General features: G+C 65.0%; 21 protein-coding genes and 4 pseudogenes. 12 read left to right on the forward strand and 13 right to left on the reverse strand.

Translation table 11 applies throughout. The annotated features are described in order from the left end of the window. Positions 1–44: 44 nt before the first annotated feature. Together AB8Z38_RS16450 and AB8Z38_RS16455 are read right to left on the reverse strand one after the other, a co-directional pair. Positions 45–1,308, reverse strand: a pseudogene (locus AB8Z38_RS16450) (D-amino acid dehydrogenase). Next, complete coding sequence (locus AB8Z38_RS16455; protein ID WP_369726126.1) at positions 1,305–2,687, reverse strand: aspartate aminotransferase family protein; 1,383 nt, start codon at positions 2,685–2,687, stop codon at positions 1,305–1,307. The pseudogene AB8Z38_RS16450 and the gene AB8Z38_RS16455 overlap by 4 nt, the downstream one beginning before the upstream one ends. A 146-nt stretch (positions 2,688–2,833) precedes the next feature. Here AB8Z38_RS16455 and AB8Z38_RS16460 point away from each other — a divergent pair, with 146 nt between their 5' ends. Beyond that, positions 2,834–3,382 (forward strand): cupin domain-containing protein, encoded by a 549-nt coding sequence (locus tag AB8Z38_RS16460; RefSeq protein ID WP_354227941.1) that lies wholly within the window; start codon positions 2,834–2,836, stop codon positions 3,380–3,382. Positions 3,383–3,404: 22 nt separating this feature from the next. On the opposite strand, the gene AB8Z38_RS16465 is transcribed toward AB8Z38_RS16460, so the two are convergent. The 3 genes and pseudogenes from AB8Z38_RS16465 to AB8Z38_RS16475 form a co-directional block, all read right to left on the reverse strand. Further along, positions 3,405–5,666: a xanthine dehydrogenase family protein molybdopterin-binding subunit gene (locus AB8Z38_RS16465; protein ID WP_369726127.1), complete on the reverse strand. Its 2,262-nt coding sequence runs from the start codon at positions 5,664–5,666 to the stop codon at positions 3,405–3,407. Further along, positions 5,653–6,713, reverse strand: a pseudogene (locus AB8Z38_RS16470) (xanthine dehydrogenase family protein subunit M). The gene AB8Z38_RS16465 and the pseudogene AB8Z38_RS16470 overlap by 14 nt, the downstream one beginning before the upstream one ends. Next, a complete protein-coding gene (locus tag AB8Z38_RS16475) occupies positions 6,710–7,207 on the reverse strand; it encodes a (2Fe-2S)-binding protein (protein ID WP_369726128.1) in 498 nt (165 codons plus the stop codon). Before AB8Z38_RS16475 ends, AB8Z38_RS16470 begins: the two are co-directional and overlap by 4 nt. 242 nt (positions 7,208–7,449) lie before the next feature. Between AB8Z38_RS16475 and AB8Z38_RS16480 the strand changes: the two genes are divergently transcribed. After that, positions 7,450–8,088, forward strand: coding sequence for a TetR/AcrR family transcriptional regulator (locus tag AB8Z38_RS16480; RefSeq protein WP_369726509.1), 639 nt, complete (start codon positions 7,450–7,452; stop codon positions 8,086–8,088). 66 nt (positions 8,089–8,154) lie between these two features. Beyond that, the gene (locus AB8Z38_RS16485; protein ID WP_369726129.1) at positions 8,155–8,559 is read left to right on the forward strand and encodes a DUF4864 domain-containing protein; all 405 of its coding nucleotides are present in this window, start codon (positions 8,155–8,157) and stop codon (positions 8,557–8,559) included. On the opposite strand, the gene AB8Z38_RS16490 is transcribed toward AB8Z38_RS16485, so the two are convergent. After that, positions 8,556–9,821, reverse strand: coding sequence for an MFS transporter (locus AB8Z38_RS16490; protein WP_369726130.1), 1,266 nt, complete (start codon positions 9,819–9,821; stop codon positions 8,556–8,558). The genes AB8Z38_RS16485 and AB8Z38_RS16490 overlap by 4 nt on opposite strands. A gap of 123 nt (positions 9,822–9,944) precedes the next feature. On the opposite strand from AB8Z38_RS16490, the gene AB8Z38_RS16495 reads away from it, so the two are divergent. The 8 genes and pseudogenes from AB8Z38_RS16495 to AB8Z38_RS16530 all read left to right on the forward strand — a co-directional run bounded on the left by AB8Z38_RS16495 (position 9,945) and on the right by AB8Z38_RS16530 (position 17,299). Further along, a complete protein-coding gene (locus tag AB8Z38_RS16495; RefSeq protein ID WP_369726131.1) occupies positions 9,945–10,418 on the forward strand; it encodes a hypothetical protein in 474 nt (157 codons plus the stop codon). Positions 10,419–10,497: 79 nt separating this feature from the next. Continuing rightward, a complete protein-coding gene (locus AB8Z38_RS16500) occupies positions 10,498–10,776 on the forward strand; it encodes a hypothetical protein (RefSeq protein ID WP_369726132.1) in 279 nt (92 codons plus the stop codon). 9 nt (positions 10,777–10,785) lie between these two features. Beyond that, positions 10,786–12,227, forward strand: a pseudogene (locus AB8Z38_RS16505) (TolC family protein). A gap of 13 nt (positions 12,228–12,240) precedes the next feature. Continuing rightward, a complete protein-coding gene (locus tag AB8Z38_RS16510; protein WP_369726133.1) occupies positions 12,241–13,578 on the forward strand; it encodes a copper oxidase in 1,338 nt (445 codons plus the stop codon). Positions 13,579–13,610: 32 nt separating this feature from the next. Then, positions 13,611–14,066, forward strand: a complete 456-nt coding sequence (locus AB8Z38_RS16515; RefSeq protein WP_369726134.1) for a cupredoxin domain-containing protein — start codon at positions 13,611–13,613, stop codon at positions 14,064–14,066. A 16-nt stretch (positions 14,067–14,082) separates the two neighbouring features. Further along, positions 14,083–14,382 (forward strand): copper-binding protein, encoded by a 300-nt coding sequence (locus AB8Z38_RS16520; protein ID WP_369726135.1) that lies wholly within the window; start codon positions 14,083–14,085, stop codon positions 14,380–14,382. A 280-nt stretch (positions 14,383–14,662) separates the two neighbouring features. Further along, on the forward strand, positions 14,663–16,804 hold the full coding sequence (gene flhA / locus AB8Z38_RS16525) for a flagellar biosynthesis protein FlhA (RefSeq protein ID WP_369726136.1): 2,142 nt from the start codon (positions 14,663–14,665) through the stop codon (positions 16,802–16,804). A 294-nt stretch (positions 16,805–17,098) separates the two neighbouring features. Next, positions 17,099–17,299, forward strand: a complete 201-nt coding sequence (locus AB8Z38_RS16530; protein ID WP_369726137.1) for a hypothetical protein — start codon at positions 17,099–17,101, stop codon at positions 17,297–17,299. Positions 17,300–17,479: 180 nt separating this feature from the next. On the opposite strand, the gene AB8Z38_RS16535 is transcribed toward AB8Z38_RS16530, so the two are convergent. From AB8Z38_RS16535 to fliI, 6 genes and pseudogenes are all read right to left on the reverse strand, one after another. Then, on the reverse strand, positions 17,480–18,697 hold the full coding sequence (locus tag AB8Z38_RS16535; RefSeq protein WP_369726138.1) for an NAD(P)/FAD-dependent oxidoreductase: 1,218 nt from the start codon (positions 18,695–18,697) through the stop codon (positions 17,480–17,482). A 113-nt stretch (positions 18,698–18,810) separates the two neighbouring features. Next, positions 18,811–19,770 carry an AraC family transcriptional regulator gene (locus tag AB8Z38_RS16540; RefSeq protein WP_369726139.1) on the reverse strand — a complete coding sequence of 320 codons (960 nt, stop codon included), beginning with the start codon at positions 19,768–19,770 and terminating at the stop codon, positions 18,811–18,813. A gap of 237 nt (positions 19,771–20,007) precedes the next feature. Beyond that, positions 20,008–21,053, reverse strand: a pseudogene (locus AB8Z38_RS16545) (anti-sigma factor domain-containing protein). Positions 21,054–21,127: 74 nt separating this feature from the next. Then, positions 21,128–21,673: a sigma-70 family RNA polymerase sigma factor gene (locus tag AB8Z38_RS16550; protein ID WP_369726140.1), complete on the reverse strand. Its 546-nt coding sequence runs from the start codon at positions 21,671–21,673 to the stop codon at positions 21,128–21,130. Positions 21,674–21,861: 188 nt separating this feature from the next. Continuing rightward, positions 21,862–22,281: a flagellar export protein FliJ gene (fliJ, locus tag AB8Z38_RS16555; RefSeq protein ID WP_369726141.1), complete on the reverse strand. Its 420-nt coding sequence runs from the start codon at positions 22,279–22,281 to the stop codon at positions 21,862–21,864. A gap of 121 nt (positions 22,282–22,402) precedes the next feature. Beyond that, positions 22,403–23,728, reverse strand: a complete 1,326-nt coding sequence (fliI, locus tag AB8Z38_RS16560; protein ID WP_369726142.1) for a flagellar protein export ATPase FliI — start codon at positions 23,726–23,728, stop codon at positions 22,403–22,405. Positions 23,729–24,136: 408 nt separating this feature from the next. Between fliI and ctrA the strand changes: the two genes are divergently transcribed. After that, on the forward strand, positions 24,137–24,838 hold the full coding sequence (gene ctrA / locus AB8Z38_RS16565) for a response regulator transcription factor CtrA (RefSeq protein WP_007600544.1): 702 nt from the start codon (positions 24,137–24,139) through the stop codon (positions 24,836–24,838). 112 nt (positions 24,839–24,950) lie between these two features. Here ctrA and AB8Z38_RS16570 read toward each other — a convergent pair whose 3' ends face one another. Further along, positions 24,951–26,534 (reverse strand): hypothetical protein, encoded by a 1,584-nt coding sequence (locus AB8Z38_RS16570; protein WP_369726143.1) that lies wholly within the window; start codon positions 26,532–26,534, stop codon positions 24,951–24,953. Positions 26,535–26,538 lie beyond the last annotated feature (4 nt).

Genomic DNA, 26,538 nt, shown 5'->3' on the forward strand with positions numbered 1-26,538 from the left:
TCTGGATTGCTTCGCTTCGCTCGCAATGACGAGGGGACAGAGTGTCACCCAAACCGGTGCTGATACCGGTCCACCGTCAGCGCGCTGACATCGACATCCGGCTTCTTGCCCGACAGCATGTCCGCGAGCACGCGGCCGGAGCCGCAGGACATGGTCCAGCCGAGCGTGCCATGGCCGGTGTTGAGGTGGAGGTTGGCGTATTTTGTCGGGCCGATCACCGGCGGCCCGTCCGGCGTCATCGGTCGAAGGCCGCTCCAGAACGTCGCCTTGGAGAGATCGCCGCCGCGCGGAAACAGATCGGTCAGCGAGTGATCGAGCGTGGCGCGCCGCGCATTGTAGAGCTTGGTCGAGAAGCCGGAGATTTCGGCGGTGCCGCCGACGCGGATGCGATTGCCGAGCCGGGTGATCGCAACCTTGTAGCTTTCGTCCATGACGGTGGATTCCGGCGCACCGGAGGCGTCCTTGATCGGCACCGTGATCGAATAGCCCTTGACCGGATAGACCGGCAGCGAAATGCCGAGCGGCGCAATCAGCCGCGACGACCAGCTTCCGAGCGCCAGAACATAGGCGTCGGCCTGCAACAGGCCGGCGCTGGTCGCGACACCGGTCACGCGGGTGCCATCCGCAACGATATTGTCGATGCCGGTGTTGAACATGAAGCGCACGCCGAGCGCTTCGGCGTGCTTGGCCAAGGCCTGCGTGAACATGTGGCAGTCGCCGGTCTCGTCCTCCGGGAGCCGAAGTCCGCCGGCTAATTTCTCCTTGACGCCGGCGAGCGCCGGCTCGACCGCGATGCAGCCTTCGCGGCTCAGCACCTCGTAGGGAACGCCATATTGCTTGAGCACGGCGATGTCGCCAGCGGTGCCGTCGAGCTGCGACTGGTAACGGAACAGCTGGAGCGTGCCCTGCGAGCGCTCGTCATATTGAATGCCGATGTCGCGGCGGAGATCACGCAGGCAGTCGCGGCTATATTCCGCGATCGGGATCATCCGGCTCTTGTTGACCGCGTAGCGCGCGCTGGTGCAGTTGCGCAGCATCTTGAGCAGCCAGACCCACATCACCGGATCGAGCTTCGGCCGGATCACCAGCGGGCCGTGCTTCATCAGCAGCCATTTGACCGCCTTCACCGGCACGCCGGGGCCGGCCCAGGGCGATGAATAGCCGGGCGACACCTCGCCGGCATTGGCAAACGAAGTCTCCAGCGCCGGCTCCGGCTGACGGTCGACGACCGTCACCTCGTGGCCGGCGCGCGAGGTAATAGGCAGAGGTGACGCCGATGACACCGCTGCCGAGGATCAGAACTTTCACGCTTGGTCAAACTCCCGCGGCATCACGCCCGCCGCTGCAAGAGCAATTATCAGGCCCCCCGCTTGATCGAGGTCGCCCAGGATCGACACCATGTCGTCGATATGGCTCTTCTCGACGATGAGCGGCGGCGACAATGCAAAGGAGTCGCCGCTCATGCGGAAGTAAAGCCCGCGATTGAAGCAGTCGACCATGACGTCGTAGCCGCGCGCGCCGACCGCGCCGTCGCGCGACGACAGCTCGACCGCGCCCATCAGGCCGCAATTGCGGATATCGACGACGTTGGGCAGGCCCTTCAGCGTATGCAGCGCATCGCGCCAGTATTCCGCGATCGATGCACCGCGCGTGAGCAGGCCCTCGTCCTTGTAGATGTCGAGCGTCGCGATACCCGCGGCACAGGCCACCGGATGAGCCGAATAGGTGTAGCCGTGGAACAGCTCCATCATGTTTTCCGGACCGACCATCATAGCGTCGTGCACCTTGCGATGCGCGAACACCGCGCCGCAAGGCACGGTGCCATTGGTGATGCCCTTGGCCGTCGTCATCAGGTCCGGGGTCACGCCGAAGAAGTCGGCGGCGAACGGCGTGCCGAGGCGGCCGAAGCCGGTGATGACCTCGTCGAAGATCAGGAGAATGCCGTGCTTGTCACAGATCTCGCGCAGACGCTGGAGATAGCCCTTCGGCGGCGGCAGCACTGCGGTCGAGCCCGGCACCGGCTCGACGATCACGGCCGCGATCGTCTCGGCGCCGTGCAGTCCGACCAGCCGCTCGAGATCGTCGGCGAGTTCGACGCCGTACTCAGGCTGATCCTTGGCGAAAGCGTTGCGGGTAAGATCGTGGGTGTGGCGGATGTGGTCGACGCCCGGCAGATGGGTGGCGAACGCTCGGCGGTTGGCGACCATGCCGCCGACCGACATGCCGCCGAAGCCGACACCGTGATAGCCGCGCTCGCGGCCGATCAGGCGGGTGCGGGACGCCTGGCCGTTGGCGCGGTGATAGGCGAGCGCGATCTTCAGCGCCGTATCGACCGATTCGGAGCCGGAATTGGTGAAAAAGATGCGGTCCAGGTTCTTCGGTGCGATCTCGGCGAGACGCTCGGCGAAATCGAAGGCCAGCGGATGGCCCATCTGGAACGAGGGCGCGAAATCCAGCATCATCAGCTGGCGCTCGACCGCGGCGGCGATCTGCTTGCGGCCGTGGCCGGCATTGACGCACCAGAGGCCCGCGGAGCCGTCGATCACCTTGCGGCCGTCGACCGTGGTGTAGTGCATGCCCTCGGCCGAGGAGAACAGCCGCGGCGCCTTCTTGAACTGACGGTTGGCCGTGAACGGCATCCAGAACGAGTCGGTCTTGATGGTGTTCGGAATCTGATGAAGGGTCACGGGCCGCTCCTTTGCTGACCTGCTAGCAGAGCCACGGCTTCAGAACCGCAACAAGTCCTTTTCTGGCACCCTGCAAGCCATTGATTTAGCTGGGGCTGCCGGTCCATATTTGCACGATCCGCAACACCTGCAACAGGGACCAGGGCATGAGCGTCGACATCGGTGGACGGCTGCGATTCATCCGGGCGCGCCAGAAGCTGTCGCAACGCGAGCTCGCCAAGCGCGCCGGCGTCACCAATTCGACGATCTCGCTGATCGAATCCAACCAGATGAACCCCTCGGTCGGTGCGCTCAAGCGCATCCTCGACGGCATCCCGATGGGGCTCGCCGAATTCTTCGCGCTGGAGCCGGAGACGCGGCGCAAGATCTTCTACCGCTCGGAGGAGCTGACCGAGGTCGGCAAGAAGCCGATCTCCTATCGCCAGATCGGCGACAATCTGTTCGGCCGCAACTTGCAGATCCTGAAAGAGCGTTACGAGCCCGGCAGCGACACCGGGCGCGTTCACCTGGTCCATGACGGCGAGGAAGGCGGCATCGTGATCTCCGGCAAGCTCGAGGTGACGGTCGAAGACGAGCGCCGCATCCTCAATCCCGGCGATGCCTATTATTTCGAAAGCCGCCGCCCGCACCGTTTCCGCTGCGTCGGCGGCAAGCCGTGCGAAGTGATCTCGGCCTGCACGCCGCCGACGTTTTGAGAGGGCCGCAGGCCGAACGGCTTCAAAGCTGCGTCAACAGATCCTCGATCTTGATCGGGAAACGACGCACCCTCACCCCCGTCGCATGCCAGACGGCGTTGGCGACCGCGCCCGCGCTGCCGGTGATGCCGATCTCGCCGACGCCCTTGATGCCGAGCGCATTCACATGCGGGTCGTGCTCCTCGACCGTGATCACGTCGAGCGGCGGCACGTCGGCATTCACGGGGACGTGGTACTCGCCGAGATTGGCGTTCATGATCCTCCCGCTGCGGCGGTCGGTGATGGCTTCCTCGTGCAGCGCGAACGACATGCCCCAGATCATGCCGCCGAATAGCTGGCTCTGCACCATGCGCGGATTGACGATGCGGCCCGCGGCGAAGGCACCAACCATGCGGCTGACGCGGATCTGGCCGAGCTCGGGATCGACCTTCACCTCCGCGAACACCGCGCCGTGGGCATGCATCGCATACTCCTCCATCGCCGCCGGGTTCGGCGCGCCGGTGCCGCGTGCCTCGATCTCGGCCACGCCCGCACGCGCGAGGATCTCGGAATAGCTTTCGGTGCGGCTCTCGTCGTCGCGACGGATCAATCTGCCGTCGCGCGCGATGACGCCGGTATTGCCGGCGCCGAACAGGGGCGAGCGCTCGTCGTTGGTGGCGAGATCGGCCAGTTTTGCAATCACGGCCGCGCCGGCGCTGTGGATCGCAGCACCTGCAGTCGCGGTATGCGCGGAACCGCCGGCAATGCCGGCATCGGGCAGATCTGACGTACCCGCCTTGAATGCGACGCGGTCGATATCGAGTCCGAGTTCGTCGGCCGCGATTTGCGCCAGCGCGGTCCAGGCGCCCTGTCCCATGTCATGCGCGCCAATCTCCATGGCGCCGGAGCCGTCGCGGCGAAGAACGGCACGGGCCTCGGCCTGGAACATCAGCGCCGGGAACGTCGCGGTGCCCATGCCCCAGCCGACAAGGAGGCCGGCATCGTCGCGCATCTGCCGCGGCTGGAGCGGTCGCTTCGCCCAGCCGAAACGCGCGGCGCCCTGCTCGTAGCAGGCCCGCAGCGCCTTGGACGAAAACGGCTTGCCGGTGATCGGCTCGACCTCCGCATAGTTCTTCAGGCGAAAGGCCAGCGGATCGATGCCGCAGGCCCAGGCCATCTCGTCGATCGCGCTCTCCAGCGCAATCGAGCCGGTCGCCTCGCCGGGTGCGCGCATGAACAGCGGCGTGCCGGTGTTGACGCGCACGGCATCGTGCGAGGTGCGGATCGCAGGCGCCGCATAGAGGGTGTGCGAGGCATCGGCAGCCGGCTCATAGAAGTCGTCGAAGGTGCTCGTGACAGTGCGGGCATGATGATCCAGCGCGGTCAGGCGCCCTTCAGCGTCGGTGCCGATACGCAGCCGCTGACGGGTCGGCGCGCGATGGCCGACGGGGCCATACATCTGCTCGCGGCGCAGCACGAGCTTGACCGGCTTGCCGACAAGCTTTGCGGCCATGATGCCGAGCACCGGCGGACCGGCCATGAGGCCCTTGGACCCGAAGCCGCCGCCGAGGAATGGGCTGCGGATGTGGATCTTGTCGTGCGCGATACCGAACAGTTCGGCGACCCGCGCCAGCGACAGCATGAGACCCTGAGTCGGCATGTCGATCTGCAGACTGTCGCCGTCCCATGCAGCCACGACCGCATGCGGCTCCATGGCGTTGTGATATTGCGGCGGCGTCACGTAAGTCGCGTCGATCTGTTTCTCGGCCGAGGCAAGCCCCGCCTCGACATCGCCGCGGTGATTTTCCGCGGGGTTGCCGACGCCCACGACCGGCGGCACAAAGCTTTCACCAGCATCGAGCCCGACAAGCGCAGGCAGCGTCTCATAGCGCGGCGTCAGCAGCGCCGCGCCTTCGGTCGCAGCCTCCAGCGTCTCGGCGATCACGACGGCGATCGGCTGGTTGACGTAGCGAACCTCGTCGCTCTGCAACACCTCCATGCGGAACACAAACGGGTTGGTCTTGACTTCAGGGTCGATCGCCAGCGGCGGCTTGTGCTCCGTGGTCATGACATCGACCACGCCGGGATGGCCCTTGGCGGCGGCGACATCGAGCGAGACCACGCGTCCGCGCGCGATGCTTGAGACCGCCATCACCGCGAACAGCATCCCGGGCGGATGATTGTCGGCGGCGTACGTCGCCTGTCCCTTCACCTTGAGCACGCCGTCGCGGCGAGTCAGCGGCTGGCCGATGTTGGAGCCGTGGCGCAGATGAGCGGGAGCGCTGGTGAGATTAAGCTCGGGCATGAACGGCTCCGGAGGTCGAGGCAAAAGGAGAGGCTGGCAGCGCCGGCAGGCGCGCCGGCGTACCGGCAGCGGCCAGCGTCAGCGCGCGCACGACGATGCGGCGCGCGAGCTCGATCTTGAAGGCGTTGTCGCCGGACGGTTTTGCGTCGGCGAGCGCGCGCCAGGCGGCTTCCTGGAAGGCGTCCGCCGTCGGTGCGACACCCTTGAGCACATCTTCGGCAGCGCGGGCGCGCCATGGTTTCGCAGCGACGCCGCCCAGCGCAAGCCGTGCTTGCGCGATCTTCCCGTTCTCGATCCGCAACGCCGCCGCAGCCGAGACGACGGCAAAGGCGTAAGAGGTCCGCTCGCGAACCTTGAGATAGCGCGCATGCGCGGCAAAGCCGCGTGCCGCAGGCGGCAGACGCACCGCAATGATGAGGTCGCCGGATTCGAGGGCCGAGTCGCGCTCGGGCGAGCTGCCCGGCAATCGGTGCAGTTCGTCGAGCGCGATCTCGCGCCGGCCGCTTCTGCCTTCGATCTCGACAATGGCATCGAGCGCGACCAGCGGCACGCAAAAATCCGAGGGATGCGTGGCGATGCAGCTTTCACTCCAGCCGAGCACGGCGTGCGTCCGGTTTTCGCCTTCACGCGCGTCGCAACCGCTGCCGGCTTCGCGCTTGTTGCAGCGGCTGGCCGTATCGTAGAAATAGGCGCAGCGCGTCCGTTGCAGAAGATTGCCGCCCACGGTGGCGGCGTTGCGGAGTTGCGCGGAGGCACCCGACAGCAGCGCTTCCGCGACGGCGGGATAGGACTTCGCGAACTCGGCGTCGTGGGCAAGATCGGCATTGCTCACCAGCGCGCCGATCCGCACACCGCCGTCGGCGAGATGCTCGATCCGATCCAACCCTTCGAGATGCGTGAGGTCGACCAGGCGATCCGGACGGCTGATGCCCCCTTCATCAGATCGAGCAAATTGGTGCCGGCGGCGAGATAGACCGTGCCCGGCTGGGCCGCGGCGGCAACGGCCTCTGCGACCGTTGCGGGCCTGACGTAATCGAACTGTTTCATGCGGAGCGCCTCTGGTTGGCTTCATCGGTTCCGGCCTGCGCTTCGAGCACGGCATCGACGATGCCGGCATAGGCGCCGCAGCGGCACAGATTGCCGCTCATGCATTCGCGGATACGTTCGGGGTCGGCGCCGGCCTGGCCTTCGCGCATCATGCCGATCGCGCTCATGATCTGGCCGGGCGTACAGAAGCCGCATTGAAATCCGTCATGGGCGATGAAGGCGGCCTGCACCGGGTGCAGTTGGTCGCCGCGCGCGACGCCTTCGATGGTGAGGATGTCGGCGCCGTCGTGACTGATGGCGAGCGCCAGGCACGAGTTGATGCGCTTGCCGTCGACGAGAATGGTGCACGCCCCGCATTGGCCGCGGTCGCATCCCTTCTTGGTTCCGGTCAGATGGAGGCGCTCACGCAGGAGATCGAGCAGCGTCACGCGCGGATCGTCGAGGACGAATTTGCGCGGCGCACCGTTCACGGTGAGGCTGATGGAGTGGTTCATACAAGGCTCCGATCAGAAATGGACATGACTCATCGCGCAGCGCGCCATGCCGTGGCCGCCGTCGATTCTGAGCGCCCCCGAACATGTTCCGGGCCAACGCCTCAGCGAAGATACGGAGGCACCCTCCGCTTAACAAGGGTCGTCAAAGAATTATTTGGAATTCGTCAAAAGCCCGCGGACAGACAACGCGATCCGGCCCTGCAAGGGTTCAATCTAACCAATTCGTGATCTACATTAGGGTGATGGACGATCACGCCGACCAGATCCGCAAGCCTCGCGCCGATGCCGTGCGCAATCGTGAACGCGTGCTCGAGGCGGCAAAGGTCGTGTTCAACGCCGGCGGCCCGGAAGCGAGCCTGGAGGCCGTGGCAAAACGCGCCGGTGTCGGCATCGGCACGCTCTATCGGCATTTCCCGACGCGCGAGGACTTGTACGAGGCGGTGTACCGGCGCGAGGTCGGGCAGCTCAGCGAGTTCGCCGAGCGTCTGCGAAGCGCCAAGGATCCGGTCGATGCGCTGCGGCGCTGGCTGAGTTCCACGGTCGAGTTCATTGCCACCAAAAAAGGCATGTCGGCCGCGCTGGCGCTGACGTTCCAGAGCTCGTCGGAGCTCGCGGCGTTCTCGATGGATCGTCTGACCAAGGCGATCGGCTCGCTGCTCGATCGCGCCTTGGCAGCCGGCGAGATGCGCGCCGACATCAGCCCGGAAGACCTGCTCAGGGCCCTGATCGGCATGTGCTACATGCATGATCAACCCGGCTGGCAAGCATCGGTCCTGCGGATGCTCGACGTGTTCGTCGACGGCCTGCGCGTGCAGGCGGGCAGCCAAGCCAAATCGCGCGCGGCCAAACCGGCGAAGAGGTCGGCAAAGCGCAAGCGATAGCGCGTTCCCGCCCTTCCCAAAGTCGTGCTAGGGTCGCGACCGCCGGACATCAACGCGGAGCCTGCCATGCGCATCGCAGTCTTGCTCGTCGCTCTCACTGTGGCTGTCAGCCCCTCCGCATTCGCCGACGATGTCACAACGGCACAGGGTGTGATCCGCGCCCAGGAGCAAGCCTTCGGCCACGACGATGCGGCCGCCGCCTATTCCTACGCCGCGCCCGCGATCAAGCAGATCTTTCCGGCGCCCGACATCTTCATGTCCATGGTGCAGAACGGCTACCCGCCGGTGTACCGGCACAGGAGCTTTGACTTCGGCGACAGCAAGAGCGAAGGCAACTCGATTGCCCAGCACGTCCACATCATCGATGCCGATGGCGAGGCCTGGGAGGCGCTCTATACGCTCGAGCAACAGCCAGACGGCAGCTACATGATCACGGGTTGTTCGCTGTTGAAAGCCGGACAGGCGGTTTAGGTCGCGAACCCCGGTCCGGTCCTGACTGCATTCATTCGCGAACGGATCAGCAGCGTCAGGACGATCAAGACATTGAGGGCGTTCCACGCCACGCCGTTGGCAAAGGCCGCCGCATAGGATCCGGTGGCATCAAAAATCACGCCGGAGACCCAGCCGCCGAAGGACATGCCGAACACCGACGCAAAGATCACGATGCCGACGCGGGTTGCGGCCTGGCTCGCCGGCATCGCCTCGCGCACGATGATAGCGTAGCTCGGCACGATCCCGCCCTGGAACAGACCGAACATCGCGGAGATCAGATAGAGCGAGGTCAGGCTGTCAAAGAACAGGTAGAACGCCAGCGCAAAACCCTGGGCCACCGATCCGATCAGCAATGTCGGGATGCCGCCGATCCTGTCGGCGAGATAGCCCGAGCCGATGCGGCTGACGATGCCGCAGCCCATCATCAGCGACAGCATTTCGGCGCCGCGCGCGACGCCGAAGCCGAGATCGCCGCAATAGGCGACGATATGGACCTGCGGCATCGCCATCGCCACGCAGCAGGCGACAGAGGCGATCGAGAGCAGCACCGTCAGCGTGTTGGTCGAGAGCTTGAGATCGACCCGCGGCGGCGGCGCGTTGGCGTGATTGCGAACCTTGTCGTCGCCCATCTGCGAACGCAGGACCAGCACGAGGACCGTCATCAGGCTGGCGCAGACGAGACCTATGCCGATGTGAGTATAGCGCCAGCCGATGGTCTGGATGCCGAAGCTCACGATCGGCGGCCATATCGTGCCGGCAACGTAATTGCCGCTCGCGACGATGGTCACGGCAAGCCCGCGATAGCGCTCGAACCAGTGCGAGGCCTCGGCCATGAGCGGCGCGAAGGTCGCCGAGGTGCCGAGGCCGATCAGGAAATAGGCGGCGACGAACTGCCAGAGATGCGTCGACAGTCCCGCCAGCACATTGGCGATGCCAAGGAACGCGATGCTGATCGCCATCGCCTGCACGATGCCGAACCGATCGGTGATCCTGCCGGCGATCACGCCACCGAGCCCGAAACCGAACATCATCAGAGTGAAGGCCAGCGACACCGCGCCGCGCGAGGCAGCGAACTCAACCTGCACCACGGGAATCACGACCACGACCGCCCACATGCCGACGGCACCGATCGAGCCGATCACAAGCGCGATGAGGAGCCGCACCCAGGCCTGACGCGAGTCGGGAGTGAAAGCGGAAGGTTTCTGTTCCGGATGATTTGGTGCGTACACGGCCGGGACCATGTTCGCTGATCGCCTCACGGTCAAGCATCGTGCCGCGATATTGGGCATGCGCGGTGCACTGCGGTAAGAAGGAGCTTGGCGAAATCGCGCTTTGCCATTAGTTTGCAATCCGCGTGTGCGACATTGCCGCGCGATGAGCATGTCGGCGAAATGTTGTTGCAATTGACGCGATCGATGCGGATCAGGGTGGGGCGCCTCGTCGCGCTCGCCTATCTGTTCTGCGTGCTCGCGCCGGCGGCAGCACTTGCCTGGGGCAGCGGTCCGGCGCCGTGCCTTGATGATACGCTGCTGGCCGATCTCGTGCCGGTGCATCATCAGCTGGCGGCGGCTCACAGCCATGAGGGCAATGTGACGCATGACAATACCGGCAAGCACGCGCGTCACCAGGCCGCCGCGCAGGACACACCCGCTCCGCATCATCATGACGGCAAGGGCAAGGTGGGCCCGTGTTGCGCGATGATGTGCGTGAGCGCGCTGCCGGCCGACCTCCCCAGCGTCGCCCAGCCGCTGCAGCCGATCTCCGCCTGCACGCCCGGGATCATGGCCAGCCTGCACAGCCAGGCGCCGCCCCTGCTCTACCGCCCTCCCATCGTCTGACCTGAACAACGTCACGACTTGAGGCGTCGCGCGTCTGCGCGCGCACGCCCGTGGTCCTCGGACAGATCAGGGATGACTCATGCTTACGCTTCTCGGGGCGAGATCCGCCGCCGTATTCTCGGCGCGTGGACGATACTTTCGATTCATTTGGCCGTTGCTAGTAGCGTTTGGACTGGCCGGCTGCATGCCAGCGGCCGTGCCGCTCGCCAGCGGCGGCCCTGCCGATCCAGCGGCCAGGGTTGCGCCTGTCGGCTATCGATCGACGATCGCGCCCTACACCAGCCTGCGACCCACCACGCCGGCACCATGGCGCGAGCGCAATGACAGCGTTGCGCCGCCGCCCAAGCAAGACCAGTAGGAGCGCGCCATGGCACACCCTTTGGCGCGCAGCCTTCTCGTGCTCGCTGCGTTCGGCCCTTTAGAGCTTGCTCTTGCCGGCTGCGCGTCGTTCTCGCCTGACAGCGGCATGTCCGCGGTCTCGGAGCTGACAAACCAGACCATCCACAAGGACGTGGCCTTCGTTCGGTCGCCGGAAGGCGCGGAGGCGGCCGGCGCAACCGTCCGCCGGCTGTTGTCGCGCACGCTGAGCGTCGATGCCGCCGTGCAGATCGCGCTGCTCAACAACAAGGGGCTGCAAGCCGCCTACAACGAGCTGGCGCTGGCCGAGACCGATCTGGTCGAGCAGAGCCTGCCGCCCAATCCGATGTTCTCGGTCTCGCGCATCAGCGGCAATGGCGCCAGCGAGATCGAGCGCCAGGTGGTCGGCGACATCCTGGCGTTGGCCACGCTGCCGTTCCGCTCCGACATCGCGCGCGACCGCTTTCGTCAGGCGCAATTGCGCGCGGCGCTGGCCACCTTGCGCCTCGCCGCCGATGTGCGGCGTGCCTATGTGCGAGCGGTCGCCGCCAACGAGATGGCCGCGCTGCTGACGGATGCGAAGTCGACGGCGGAATCCACCGCGCAGCTCGCGGTCAAGCTCGGCGAGACCGGTTCGATCAACAAGCTCGACCAGGCCCGCGAGCAGGTGTTTTACGCCGAGACCACCGCCGATCTCGCCACCGCGCGGCAGGCGGCGACGAGGGCGCGCGAAAGGCTGGCGCGGTTGATGGGACTGTGGGACGACGGCCTCGATTTCCGTCTGCCCAATGCTTTGCCGGCGTTGGCGCGGCGGCCGCAAGCGCTGCCTTCGATTGAAGCCGACGCGGTGGCGCATCGGATCGACCTCCAGATCGCGCGGCTGGAGCTGACGGCGCTGGCAAAATCGTTGAACCTCACAGAGGCGACGCGCTTCGTGACGCTGCTCGATCTGGCCGGCATCTCCCGCCGAACCAGGGATCCCGAAGGCGCGCCTTTTTCTCGAGCGCGGTTTTGACGTGCAGTTCCAGATCCCGATCTTCGACGGCGGTGAGGTGCGGGTGCGGCAGGCGGCGGAGACCTACAATCTCGCGTTCAATCGCCTGAGCGAGCGCGCTGTGAATGTTCGCTCGGAAGCGCGCGATGCCTACCGCACTTACCGATCCGCTTACGAGATCGCGAGCCACTACCAGCGCGAGATCCTCCCCTTGCGAAAAATCATCACCGAGGAAATGCAGCTGCGCTTCGCCAGCATGCAGGTCGACATCTTTGCGCTGCTGACCGAAGCCCGGCAGCGGCTCGCGTCGCTGCGCGGCGCGATCGACGCGAAGCAAAATTACTTCCTCGCTCAATCCGACCTGCAAACCGCCGTCAACGGAGGCGGCAACGCCTGCGGCCGGCCGCGACAATCCAACCACCATCGCCGCGGCAGCGCCTGCCGACGGCGGCCACTGAGATGGAGGACAACATGTTTTCCCGCCGAGGATTCTTGGGCACCGCCGCGTTCGTCGGCGCGAGCGCGATTCAGGGCCGCGTCCAGGCCGCGGGCATCCCGGAAGCCGCGCATATGGACAAGGCGGTGATGCAGCCGCCGTTGCATCCGGCCAGCGGCCCGGACTACCGCCCAGTCGTCACGCTGAACGGCTGGACCCTGCCGTTCCGCATGAACGGCGACTGGAAGGAATTCCATCTCGTCGCCGAGCCGGTGGTGCGCGAATTCGCCGAGGGCATGAAGGTCAACCTGTGGGGCTATAACGGCCAGTCGCCGGGACCGACGATCGAAGCCGTCGAAGGCGACAAGGTCCGCATCTTCGTCACCAACCGCCTGCCCGAATACACCACCGTGCACTGGCACGGCATGATCATTCCAAGCGGCATGGACGGCGTCGGTGGACTGACCCAGCCGCATATCCAACCCGGAAAAACCTTCGTCTACGAATTCGAGATGAGGAAGAGCGGGACCTTCATGTACCACCCGCACTCCGACGAGATGGTGCAGATGGCGATGGGCATGATGGGCATGGTCGTCGTGCATCCGCGCGATCCAAACTTCCGTCCCGTCGACCGCGACTTTGTCTTCGTCATGAGCACCTACCTCGTCGACCCCGGCACCTACCTGCCGAAGGTCAACGAGATGACCGAGTTCAACATGTGGACCTGGAATGCGCGGGTGTTTCCCGGCATCGATCCGCTCCCGGTCAGGCTCGGCGACAAGGTGCGCGTGCGCATGGGCAATCTCAGCATGACCAACCATCCGATCCATCTGCACGGCCACAGCTTCGCGGTGACCTGCACCGACGGCGGCTGGATTCCGGAGAGCGCGCAATATCCGGAGACGACCACCGACGTGCCGGTCGGCGCCGTGCGCGTATTCGATGTCCTCGCCGACAATCCCGGCGACTGGGCGTTCCACTGCCACAAGTCGCATCACACCATGAATGCGATGGGCCACAACATGCGCAATTTGATCGGCGTGTCGCGCAAGGACCTCGCGAAGGCCGTCGGCAAGCTCGCGCCCGACGGCATGGCGATGGGATCGACCGGCATGGCGATGGGCAACATGGAGATGCCCGCGCCCGACAACACGCTGCCGATGATGACCGGCACGGGCCAGTTCGGCCCGATCGAGATGGGCGGCATGTTCACGGCGATGAAGATCCGCGACGGGCTTGCGCGCGACGATTATCGCGATCCCGGCCCCTACCAATTCCCGCAAGGCACCGTCGCCTACGAGGTTGCTTCGCCCGCGGCGGAGCCAGCACGGCAGCAACCCGGCGCCGCGCCGATGCAGAAGATGAAGATGTGAGCGTTTCGATCAACCACCAACTGGAGAAGAAGATGAAGACGACGATTAAACTCGCTTTGGCGCTGGCCGCGCTTTCGATCGCGCCTGCGCTCGCGCATGAGCATCACGCCCACGAAAGCTTCGCGGCCGGTGAACCCGGCGACCCCAACAAGCCTGCACGCACCGTCGAGATCGCGATGAGCGAGATGTCCTACGAGCCGTCGAACATCACGGCGAAGCGCGGCGAGCAGATCCGCTTCGTGCTGCGCAATGTCGGCAAGGAGGACCACGAATTCCTGCTCGCGACCACCAAGGAGAACCTCGCGCATGCCGAGGTGATGAAGAAGCATCCTCATATGGAGCACGACGACCCGAACGGAGTGCGGCTTGCGCCGAACAAGACGGCCGAGATGGTCTGGAAGTTCACCAAGGCCGGCACCTTCGAATTTTCCTGCCTGATCCCTGACCATCGCGACTACGGCATGGTCGGCCACGTCACCGTGAAATGAGCTGATGGAGAGAGCCATGAAACCGACCATCCGCATCACCGCGGCGCTCACGCTGACGCTGGGCTTGACCGTGAGCGCAATCGCGCAAGCGTCCTCCATCAGCGGCGAGGTGAAGAAGATCGACGAGAGCGCCGGCAAGATCACGCTCAAGCACGGAGCCGCCAAGAACCTCGGCATGGATCAGCCCATGACCATGGTCTACCGCGTCAAGGACCCCGCCCTGCTCAAGCAGGTGAAGGTCGGCGACAAGGTGACCTTCGAAGCCGAGGAGGCGCCGTCGGGGTACACGGTGACGAAGCTGCAGAAGGCAAAGTAGGGCCATCCTGGTCATTCCGGGTTCGCCCTTCGGGCGCCCCGGAATGACGACCTGAGAGCCGGAAATACCCCGCTCTGACCGCCTGCCTCCCCCGTTGTTAACCCTTTGCTAACCATACACCGGGCAAAAATTGCCCAGTGGAGTCGAGTGTCGTCAGCCGCGTAGAACGGGAGCTCCCGTGGACGCCAGTGCGGTGCCTCACTTTCGGAACGGCGGCCCTTCGGCCGCCGCGCAGACGTTTGGGGCGCGTGGACGGCAGTCGCGCGGGGGAGCAGCTACCATGGTCGACGTCACCGCGGGACAGGGCGTAGGCAGCACGAACGCCGGCATTCCCACCCTTGCCGAGATCGGCAATATCCTCAAACGCGGCGATATCGCGCTGGCGCTCGGCGTCCTCACCATCCTGGTGGTGCTGATCCTCCCCTTGCCGGCGATCGTGCTGGATCTCTTCCTGGCGATCTCGATCACGCTCTCAATCCTGATCCTGATGACGTCGCTGTTCATCCAGGCGCCGCTGGAATTCTCGGCTTTCCCGACCGTCCTGCTGATCTCGACCATGCTGCGGCTGTCGCTCAACATGGCCTCGACGCGGTTGATCCTGTCGCACGGGCACGAGGGCACGGACGCGGCCGGTCACGTCATCGAGGCCTTCGGCAGCTTCGTGATGGGCGGCAATTTCGTCATCGGCATCATCGTTTTCGCCATCCTGATCATCGTCAACTTCGTCGTCATCACCAAGGGTTCGGGCCGCATCGCCGAAGTCGCCGCCCGCTTCCATCTCGACGCCATGCCCGGCAAGCAGATGGCGATCGACGCCGACCTCTCGGCCGGCCTGATCGACGAGAAGGTCGCCAAGCAGCGGCGCAAGGATCTGGAGGACGAGAGCGGCTTCTTCGGCGCCATGGACGGCGCCTCCAAATTCGTCCGCGGCGACGCCATCGCCGGCCTTCTCATCGTCTTCATCAACGTCGTCGGCGGCATGATCATCGGCGTGGCGCAACAGGGCCTGTCCTTTGCCGACGCGGGGCGCAGCTACACGCTGCTGACCGTCGGTGACGGTCTCGTTACGCAGGTGCCGGCGCTGATCGTCTCGACCGCGGCCGGCCTGCTGGTCTCCAAGGCCGGCGTTTCCGGCGCCGCCGACAAGGCGCTGATGAAGCAGTTCTCCGGCTATCCGCAGGCGCTGGCGATGTCCGCGGCCGTCATGCTGGTGCTGGCGGCGCTGCCGGGCATCCCGACCCTCCCCTTCCTGGCGCTCGGCTCCGGCGCCGGCGCGCTCGCCTGGCACGCCCGCAACCGCAACCGGGCGACGGCCAGGGCCGACGAAGCTGCAAAGGCCGCGCCCGCGGCCGGGACGCCCGGCGCGCCAGGATCCGCCGCGGCCGAGGAGCCGATCTCGGCGGCGCTCAAGATCGACGACCTCAAGATCGAGCTCGGCTACGCGCTGCTGCCGCTCGTCAACGGCCCCGACGGCACTGACCGCCTCACCGAGCAGATCAAGGCGCTGCGCCGCTCGCTGGCGATCGAGATGGGCTTCGTGATGCCGGCGGTGCGCATTCTCGACAATGTCCAGCTCGAGGCCAACACCTACATCATCAAGATCAAGGAGGTCGACGCCGGCACCGGGAAGATCTGGCCGAGCCAGTTCATGGTCATGGACCCTGGTGGAAGCCAGGTGCAGGTGCCCGGCATCCACACCACCGAGCCGACCTTCGGCCTTCCCGCGACCTGGGTCGATGCCAGCCTCAAGGAAGAGGCTTCGCTCAAGGGCTACACCGTCGTCGACGCCGCGACGGTGCTCTCCACGCACCTCACCGAGCTGCTCAAGGCCAACATGTCGGACCTGCTCTCCTATGGCGAGGTGCAGAAGCTGCTCAAGGAGCTGCCGAAGGAGCAGGGCGAGCTGGTCAAGGACATCGTGCCGGGACAGGTGACCGTGTCCGGCATCCAGCGGGTGCTGCAACTCCTGCTCGCCGAACGCATCTCGATCCGCGACCTCTCGACGATCCTCGAAGGCATCGCCGACTCGCTCGCCTTCTCGCGCAATCCCGCCACCATGGTCGAGCATGTCCGCGCCCGGCTGGCACGGCAGATCTGCGCGCAGAACACCTCCTACAGCGGTTATTTGCCGCTGATCGCGCTGTCGGCGCGCTGGGAACAGGCCTTTGCCGAGTCCATCATCGGCCAAGGCGAAGAGCGCAGCCTCGCCATGCAGCCCTCAAAGCTGTCGGAGTTCATGACCGCCGTGCGGGAGGCGTTCGAGCGCGCCGCCCGCGAAGGCGAAGCGCCGGTGCTGGTCACCTCTGCGGCAATTCGTCCCTTCGTCCGCTCTCTCGTCGAGCGGTTCCGCGCCCAGACCACGGTCTTGTCGCAGGCCGAAATCCACCCCAGGGCACGGTTGAAAACGGTCGGAAGCATCTGATTTGCCTTAAGAAGCCGTGTGTTTTTTGGCCACAGGCAAATGGTTTTTGGGTTTTTGACGCCTCCGCGCTCGAATGTGCAAAAGGCGACCTATAAGCGAACTAGAACTTTGAAATTACTGGAAAATCTCACGATCGACGGTCGCTTTCGATCGCGACTCTTCACGTCGTGTCACGCTCTTGTGATCGCCCCTTGGGAACGAATCCCCCCAATACTAGGTTGTTGGGCACCGGAAGCATGAACCTGCCTAAACAAGGCGGCGACTACTTCGGGTAGATGGCGGCAGGAGCCTTCCATGAACCACTCGATTTACAGCGCAGATCGCTCGACCCACCTGAAGATCGTGGTCGTGGCCCTCGTCGCAGGGATCGCGGTGGCAGGCTTCGGCATCACCTCGCGCTCGGGTTCGGACGATGGCCTGACCCAGACTGCCCGTGTCATCAAGGCCGGCAAACCGGTTGTGATCACCAGCTCGAACGCATCGCTCGTTCGCTAAGGAGTTTTGACGAGTTTTTCGAATTCACGCGGCTCTTTACCAGCCCCCCAAAGTCGCCACGTGGATATGTAGACGACCCCAACCCCAAGTCGACTACAGAAAGCGCCCGCCCCCCACGGGCGCTTTCTCATGTCTGGCCCCCTCGTCATTGCGAGAGCAGCATCGCGACGTCGCCCGATGCTACCGCGCCCCATAAGTCGGCGGCGGCGCCTGCACCGTCGGAGCTGCCGCGGCGAACAAGTCCGCCTTGCGTCCCGAGAGCGGCGGATAGATCCGCTGGCGGTTGATGGTCTGCTTGGTCGCCTTCGCGGCCTCGCCAATCGTTCGCACCTCCCGGTCCCACCCTTCGGTATAAAGCGCACCCCAATCGCCGAGATCGAGCACGGTCACGTACCAGTCGATCTGCAGCGGCAGCATCGGCTGGCCTGCTAGATCGGCCACGACATTGTGGCCGGCGAAGCGGCCCATCGGACGGGCGAACTGGCAGGACATCACGGTCGGATGCGAACCGTCGACCAAGCTGCAGGCGACGTCGCCAGCCGCAAAGACGCCGGGCAAGTCCGCAACCCGCATGAACGGGTCGACCAGGATGCGCCCGAGGCGGTCGCGCTCGCCCGGAAAGCTCGCCGCGAGCAGACTCGCGCGCATGCCGGCGCACCAAATCACGGTTTGCGCGGCGATGAACTCGCCGGAATCCAGGCTGATGCCCGCGCCCTCGATGGACATGACGCGGGCGCCGAGACGCATCTCCACTCCGAGTGACGACAACGCCGTCTCGATCACGGGCCGCGCATGCGCGCCGATGGTGGCGCCAACTGCAGAATTGGGATCGACCAGAATGATGCGACGGCTGCCGCTGACACCTGCACGCGCGAGCCTGTCCGGCATCTCGGCCGCGACCTCGATACCCGTAAAGCCTGCGCCGACCACGACGACCGTCGAACGCCCAGGCGACGGCGCGCTGCGTCCGAGCGAGACGAGATGCGCCTCGAGCCGGAGCGCCGCGGCATAGGTGTCGACATCGAAGGCGTGGTCGGCAAGGCCGGGAATGTCCGGACGCATCACTTCGCTGCCCAGCGCAAGCACGAGCCGGTCATAGGCCAGCGTCTCCCTGCCGCTGCGCGTGTGCAATGAGATCTGGCGCTCTGCCGGATCGATGGCCTCGACCTCGCCGAGGACATGGCTGACGCCGATCGGATCCAGCAGTTGCGCCAGCGGCAGCGCGACGTCGCTGAGATCGACCTCGTAATTGCGCACGCGGATGTTGTGATAGGGATTGCGATCGACGACGCAGATCTCGATGTCGTCTCCAGCGCCGATTTCGTCGCGCTTGCGCGCGGCGCCGATGGCCGCCCACAGACCGGCAAATCCGGCGCCGAGCACAACGATACGCGCCATGTCCGCCTACCGTGCTTTCCAAGGAAATCCCGCGGCCTGCCCGCGCGGGCAAATATAGCTCAGGTCTCCCGATCGACCAACTGCGCCGCCGCGCCGCTGAACAGGCTCGCGGCTCAGGCCTCGCGCAGTTCCGAAGGCGTCGTGGCAAAGCGCTTGCGGAAGGCGCGGTTGAAATAGGACAGGTCGGAGAAGCCCGAGGAGTGCGCGATGTCGCTGATCTTGCGCGTTCGGGCGCGGGGATCGCAGAGCAGCTTGCGCGCGAGCAAGAGGCGCTGCTCCAGCACGAATTCGGTGAAGGTCGTGCCCGCCTGCTCGAACAGCCGCTGCGCCTGGCGCGGGCTGAGGCCCGAGCGCGTGGCGACTTCGGACAGGCAGAGGTCGTTGCGGCTCAATGCCGCCATCACGTCGGCGCGCATGAGATCGAGACGGGCAGCCGCCTGTCCCCGACCGCGCGCGAGCGCTGCGTGCTCGGCATCGGTGCCGAGCAGGAGACCGACGAGATCGACCATGTGCTGCGCGGTGAGGCGCTGGCCGACGGCATCGAGATGCGGCGCGTGATGGGCGGCAAGTGCGTGGTAGCGGAAGATGGTTTCGGCGACCGCACCGTCGCTGAGCACTTGCGACAGCTTCTCCTCCGCGCGCGGATTGATGTCGAGCAGAGCGCGGCGCGGCATCCGGATGCTGGTGAAGCGATCTTCGTCGGTGTGACCCACGCTGCCGGTGATGCTCATGTCGACCAGCACCATCTGTGCCGGCGCGAGCTCGACACTATGACCGTTCTGCGCGACACGGACGAGGCCCGCATGCGCGGCGATCAGCACGAGATCGTCGCTGCCGTCGGCAAGCCGGCTCTGCGTGCGCGAATATTGCGCGGAGGCGCCTTCGGGGATGGCGAGCGCGATATTGTCGACCACGCTGACCTGGAGCCGGCAATCGATGCTGTCGCCATGGCTCGGCCCGATATCGAGGCCACAGGGTCCGCAGGCCCTGTCGCGCCAATGCTCGAACGCCAGGCCGTGCGGCGGCCCGGCATATTGGTGAATGAAGATGCCCGGCGACTTGACTGCATCCATTTGATTTCTGGCCCCTCTCCGGCATCACGGTCGGCAGGGCCGACCTTAAAGTCCGGGCATTTGACGCCACGGATTGCCGGAAGGTTCAAATCGGCGACGGATTCGGCTGGACTTGTCGAATTACGATGATGGAGCGGACCCTGGCGACAATCGTGCGCGCCTGTGGCCCGCACGGAGCGCAGCGGAATGCGGGACGATTCCCGGATTGCGCTGTGCTCCATCCGGGCTACGACAGCCCTACTTCTTCGCGGGCGGCTGCGTCGGCGGCACGGTCTCGATCAGCTTGCCGGAAAACACCGGCGCCGAGGTCGGTTGCCCGTTGGGCGAGCCGCCCGGCTGCTCGACGGTGACCGCATAGGTCGCGCCGTTGACGACGTCGGAATCGAAGCCGGCGAGCACCGGACGCGCGGTGAAGTCGCCATTGCCGATCACACCGAGCGAACGCGGGCGCGGCAGCTTGTCGGAGATCAGCCACAGCTCGAAGCTCTTGCCCGGCTCCGGCGTGGCGCCGACCTTGCGCACCGTGAAATTCCTGGTCGCGCCATCGATGGTGAGGATGAAAGCGGGTCCGCCGCTCTGACCCTGCAACAGCGCAACATATTGCGCCGGCGCGGCCAAGGGCGCGGCCGGCGTCTTCACTTCGACCGTCTGGATGCGCGGTGCGGGACGCAGCGCACCTGGCAGTGCATCGGGCATCAGGATCTGGAGCGACAGCGTCACCAGCAGCGCGGCCGCGAGCGCGCCCACGGCGGCGGCGACATTGCGCCAGCGCTTCACGCGGCTCTCGAGATAGATCACGTTGGTGTCGTCGACGATTGGCGCCTGCGTCATGGGCAGGACGCTCGGGTCCGGCGCATGGGTCTGCGGCATGAATTGCGGTGGGAAAATCGCAATCGCATCGGACTCGGATTGCCGCCCCGGGGGTGCTGCACATCCAGCGACGGCGGCTCCGGCGATGCGGACTCCGATGACGAAAGCTCCGGCGCAGGAGAGACGGGCAGTGGCGGCGGCGCGTCCGACGTCGCCGCCGGTTCCGGAGCCGAGTCCTGCGATGATGCCGTCCGCGCGATCTCGAGCCTGATGTTCTCCCACACGATCGGCCGCGGCTCGATCGTGCCAACCATCTGGTTGAGGACGCCGAGCCGGAATTCCCAGGCTTCTACGATCGCGGCGAACTCCGGGTCCACCGCCATCATGGTCACGACCTGCGCGCGCTCGTCGGCGTCGAGCGTGCCGAGCGCATATTCCGCGGCGAGCGCGATATGGTCCTCGCTATAGGCCATCAGTGTCCTTCATCTCTCCCTGCGGAAGAGGCGAAGTGATAACGCCGCGGTTGCATAGTCACTCTCACCATCATCTAGAGTCCGAGGCACTCGCGGATATCCAACATGCTGCGCCGGAGCCACGTCTTCACCGTGTTGACGGGTGCGGCGAATTTCTCCGCCAATTGCTCGCGGCTCCAGCCGTTGTAATAGGCGAGAAGCACGAGCCGCTGACGGTCCGGCTCGAGCCGGCCAATACATTCCAGGAGCCGCTTCAGCTCCTCCGACATCTCCCGGCGCGCCAGGGGATCGGGACTGTCGGCGGCAACTTCCATCGCCTGAGGCTCCTCCTCGATGGAGGCTTCCGTCTTCTTTCGCACCACGTCGATGGCGCGGTTGCGCGCGATCGAGGCCATCCACGTGATCGGCGAGGACAGTGCCGGCTTGAACTGTCCGGCGCTGTTCCAGATCTTGACGTAGGTCTCCTGAATGACCTCCTCTGCGAGATCCTGTCGGCGCAAGATACGGAGCACGACGCCAAAGAGTTTCGCGCGCGTGGCGCCATAGAGGCGCTCGAACGCGGCCTGGTCGCGCTTCGCCACCTCCTCGATCAGCCCGACCAGCTCTGCTGGCGTCAGCATTCGGCCCCCCAATGCGCGGCCCCGTCGCATCCCGCGCGGACCCCGGCACCCCTGCCTCTACCATAGCGCGCGGCAAAGCGTGCCACCAAGGGGGCGACGCGCCACACTGTGGACAGCACATGCAAAAACCCGGACCTTGCGGGTCCGGGCTTCGCGAATTGTCGGCGGCTTGGCCGCGGGCTGTGCCTTTAGGCGATGGCGCCCATGCGGGCGCGCATCAGGCCGATGCTGTCGAGATCGGCCTGTTCGCGGGCATTTTCCTCGGCCCGTTCGCGGGCCTGGTCGCGCTCGTCCAGGAGCTCGACCTTCTTGAGTTCCTCGAAGGCTTCTCCGAGCGCAGCCTTGGCTTCCTCGAGCTGGCCCTTCAGCTCGTCGGCCGAGCGGGTCAGGTTCTCGCGGCGCTGGATCGCGGCCTTGGCATAGGTCGGATAGGCGAAATGCGAGGGATCATTGATCCCGGCGCGGTCCTGCTCGGTCTGGATCTCCCGTTCGAGATCCACCGACATCCGCTGGAAATCGGCAATCATGGACTCGATCTGGGTGACCCTGCGGCGCTTCTCGTCGACCTGAAATTTCTTCAGGCGGATGAGGGTATCACGTGACTTCATCGACTCGTACTCCCCAGAAGTCCCTTGGCTGCACGTGGGACAACACCGCTCTCCCCACAGACCCGATTTGGGCCCAGACCGGCGTGACTACTCTGTGGGGTCGGATGATGACCGGACAAAGTTAGCGTTCCGTTTCCAAATTACCGAGGATTTGCCCCAACTGGCGGTAGCCGTCGGCGAGCGAGGCATTTTCGTCCTTGCCCTGGCGCAGGAACGCCTCCAGCGGCTCGTGCAGGCGGATCGCCTCGTCGACCTCGGGGCTGGAGCCGGCCCGGTAGGCGCCCAGCCGGATCAATTCCTCCATATCGGCGTAGGTCGCCATCACCTGACGCGCCCGCTGGATGATCGGCCAGAACTGCGGATCGGCCGATTTCGGCATCGTGCGCGAGACGGATTTGAGGATGTTGATGGCCGGGTAGCGGCCGCGCTCGGCGATCGAGCGCTGCATCACGATGTGGCCATCGAGGATGCCGCGGACGGCGTCGGCGATCGGCTCGTTATGATCGTCGCCATCGACCAGCACGGTGAAGATCGCGGTGATCGCGCCTTCGCCGAGACCGGGGCCGGCACGCTCCAACAGCTTCGGCAACTCGGTGAAGACGGTTGGCGTGTAGCCCTTGGCGGTCGGCGGCTCGCCGGCCGAGAGCCCGATCTCGCGCTGCGCCATGGCAAAGCGCGTCACCGAGTCCATCAGGCAAAGCACGTCCTGATCCTCGTCGCGAAAATATTCGGCGACCGCAAGCGTCAGATAGGCGGCCTGCCGCCGCATCAGCGCCGGCTCGTCGGAGGTTGCGACCACCACGACGGAGCGCGCCAGCCCCTCCTCGCCGAGGTCGTCCTGCAAGAATTCCTGCACCTCGCGGCCGCGTTCGCCGATCAGGCCGATGACGCTGATATCGGCATCGACGTTGCGCGCCAGCATCGACAGCAACACCGACTTGCCGACGCCGGAGCCCGCGAAGATGCCCATGCGCTGCCCGCGACAGCAGGTGAGGAAAGTGTTCATGGCGCGCACGCCGAGATCGAGCGGGGCACCGACGCGCTTGCGCGAATGCGCTGGCGGCGGCGAGTTGCGGAACGGCATCGGCGAGGCGCCTTGCGGCAACGGGCCCTTGCCGTCGATCGGCTCACCCAATGCGTTGACGACGCGGCCGAGCCAGGCCGACGACGGACGCACCTGATTGGCGGCATTGGCGATGACGGCCTTGCAGCCGCGGCGCACGCCCTCGAGGCCGGCGAACGGCATCACGACGGCATTATTGCCGGAGAAGCCGATCACCTCGCAGGGAATCGAACGGTTGGCACCGGTCTCGATCACGAGCCGCGCCCCGACCGACATGGCGTGAATCGGGCCGGCCACCTCGACCATCAGGCCGCGAACGCCGACCACGCGGCCGTATATATTGACGCCGTCGATGTCGCCGATCTGTTCGGCAAGAGCCTTCATAGTGTGGCCTTCATGGGGTGGCCTTCATAAGCAGCGCGTGGCGAGACTCTTAAGTTTCGCCATATTTCTGAACGGGGCTTAACTCCGTGTTTACCCGCATCGTTAATCATTGCGTCACTGTCTTTGTGACTGAGCGCTTCTCCCCTTCAGAAGAAGGTTGAGTCGCGGGAGTCGGTTAGGCCCGTCTCTTAAAGTGGACCTTGAACGGAGCCGGATAACGAAAGCTGCTTCCTGCACAAGACCTTAGGGCGATTCGACTAAAATTGCACTGGGGGGACTTGCGTTCCAGAATCAGAGTTTGTTAACCATCTATCGTCAGGATCCGAATCAGTTGTTCAAAGGCGTTTTGTTGAGTGCCGCGAATGCGGCCGACCTGACGCCCAGGAGCGGCGACTATGGGGAACTGGCATGCGCGTTTTGCTGATTGAAGATGACAGCGCCGTCGCGCAGTCGATCGAGCTGATGCTGAAGTCTGAGAGCTTCAACGTCTACACGACCGATTTGGGGGAAGAAGGCGTCGATCTCGGTAAATTATACGATTACGACATTATTCTTCTCGACCTCAACCTGCCCGACATGTCCGGATACGACGTGCTCAAACAGCTCCGGGTCTCCAAGATCAAGACACCGATCCTGATCCTCTCCGGCCTCGCCGGCATCGAGGACAAGGTCAAGGGTCTCGGCGTCGGCGCCGACGACTACATGACCAAACCCTTCCACAAGGACGAGCTGGTCGCCCGCATCCACGCGATCGTGCGCCGCTCCAAGGGCCATGCCCAGTCGGTCATCCAGACCGGCGACCTCGTCGTCAACCTCGACACCAAGACGGTGGAAGTTGGCGGCCAGCGCGTGCATCTGACGGGTAAAGAATACCAGATGCTGGAGCTGCTCAGCCTGCGCAAAGGCACCACCCTCACCAAGGAAATGTTCCTCAACCACCTCTATGGCGGCATGGACGAGCCGGAGCTGAAGATCATCGACGTCTTCATCTGCAAGCTCCGCAAGAAGCTCGCCAACGCCTCGGAAGGCCGCAACTTCATCGAGACCGTGTGGGGCCGCGGCTACGTGCTGCGCGAGCCGCACGAGGTCGAAGAGCGCATCCCCGCCTGATCCGTTTCAAGTCGCAAGCCCTTCGGGGCTTGCTCCTCCCAGCCTGGATGAACCCCGCCGCAAATGGCGGGGTTTTGTTTTTGGGCGCCTATGAGGTCCGGCGCAGCAACGATCAGGCCCTTGCGAGAGACGGGGCCGCCAGGTCCTGCTTCCAAACCGGACAACGCGCCGCCGCCTCGCGGAGCCGCCCGATCATCGCGTAACCGATGATGAAGCCGAACGCGAAGGTCGGAAGCACGAAGGATGCAAAGAATGCCCATCCGGAGACGTGGTCGACGATTTCCATCACCGGCACGGGGACGATGTGGTGGATGATCATCAGCACCCACAGCATCACGGTCATGCCGCCGCCGAAGACGAGACCATCTCTCACCTGCCGCGTCTTCCGCGACCGCCTGCCCCAGGTCGAATCCTGCACCAGCAGGGCGGTCATCGCGCCGATGCCCCACGGGAAGATCAGCAGCGGCAGCTCGCGCAGCACGACGTCGGGATAGGCTCGATCGGGAAACTGATAGAAATCGAATATCGCCTGGATCGGTAAGAAGATCAGAGCACTGCAGAGACCGATCGAGAGGATGAACCCCACCGGAAGCCGGCCGAAGATCGTCTCGTTCGCAAAACCGTAGTACCTCTTGAAATAGTAGATCAGCCAGAAATTCAGGATGAACTGCAGCGGCGTCGTGACCAGGGTGCGCAGGACACCGGCGGCTTGATCTCCCGGGACTTGAATGATCTTGCCCGATCCGAGCAGCCACAGCAGGCACCAACCGAAGGTGAAAGCCGCAACGGTCGCCACGAACTTGACGATGCCCGGCGGGGACGGCTCCAGTGTGAAGCCGATCGCGCCCAGCCTTCGCTTGCTGCGGCCGAGCGACCATTCGCCGGCGAGCGCCGCGCGCGCGGCAAACAGCAGAAGATTGTTGAGCAGCGAATCCATGTCCTTGCGAACATCCTCGAGCATGCATCCCGCCGCCGTCTGGGCCGCCAGTTGAAGCTGGCTGACCACGCTATGGCGGGTCGAGAGCTGATCGAGTGCCTGCCAGTCGTCCGGCTCGACCTGGCTGTCTTCCATGATCGCGCCGTAGATCTCGGCGCTGCTCTTGAGCACCCGCACCGTGCGGAAGCACAGCGCGTCATACACCGCCAGCAGCTCCGCATAGACGTCGGAATTGCGCTCCATGAAGCTCTCGCCGTTTCCGGCCCAACCCTCGAGGTGCAGCATGAGCGCCGAGATCTTCAGCAAGCGCGACTGGATGGCAGTCGATTGCACGGCACGAAAGTCATCGATCTGGTAGCCGACCCTGGCGAGCTTGCGCTGAAGGCTCGGCATGTCCTCCGAATGGACCTGGAAGGGCGCCGCGGCCAGCATGTCGCGCAGCGCGAGCGCGCTTGCCGGAATTCCGGCCAGCCCCTGGCAAAGGCTTCGCCACCACGCCGGAACAATTGGAATGCGCCAGACGAAGATGAGGAGCCAGATCGTGGCCAGCGGCGACAGCTTGTCCGGAAGCAGCGCGTAGAGGATCATGAACGGCGTGATGAAGGCGGCGACGCCAAACACGAACAAGGGCTTTGTCGTGAAGGAGCGGGTGCCCTTGAGCGTGTGGAATCTGAACCAATAGAACAGGACGACGAGAAGCGGTCCGCCAAAGGACCCGAAGAAGGCGTTCAGGGGGTCTACGACATTGTCGAGCGTCACGGTG

The sequence above is a fragment of the Bradyrhizobium sp. LLZ17 genome, assembly GCF_041200145.1.
Taxonomy (GTDB): Bacteria; Pseudomonadota; Alphaproteobacteria; order Rhizobiales; family Xanthobacteraceae; genus Bradyrhizobium.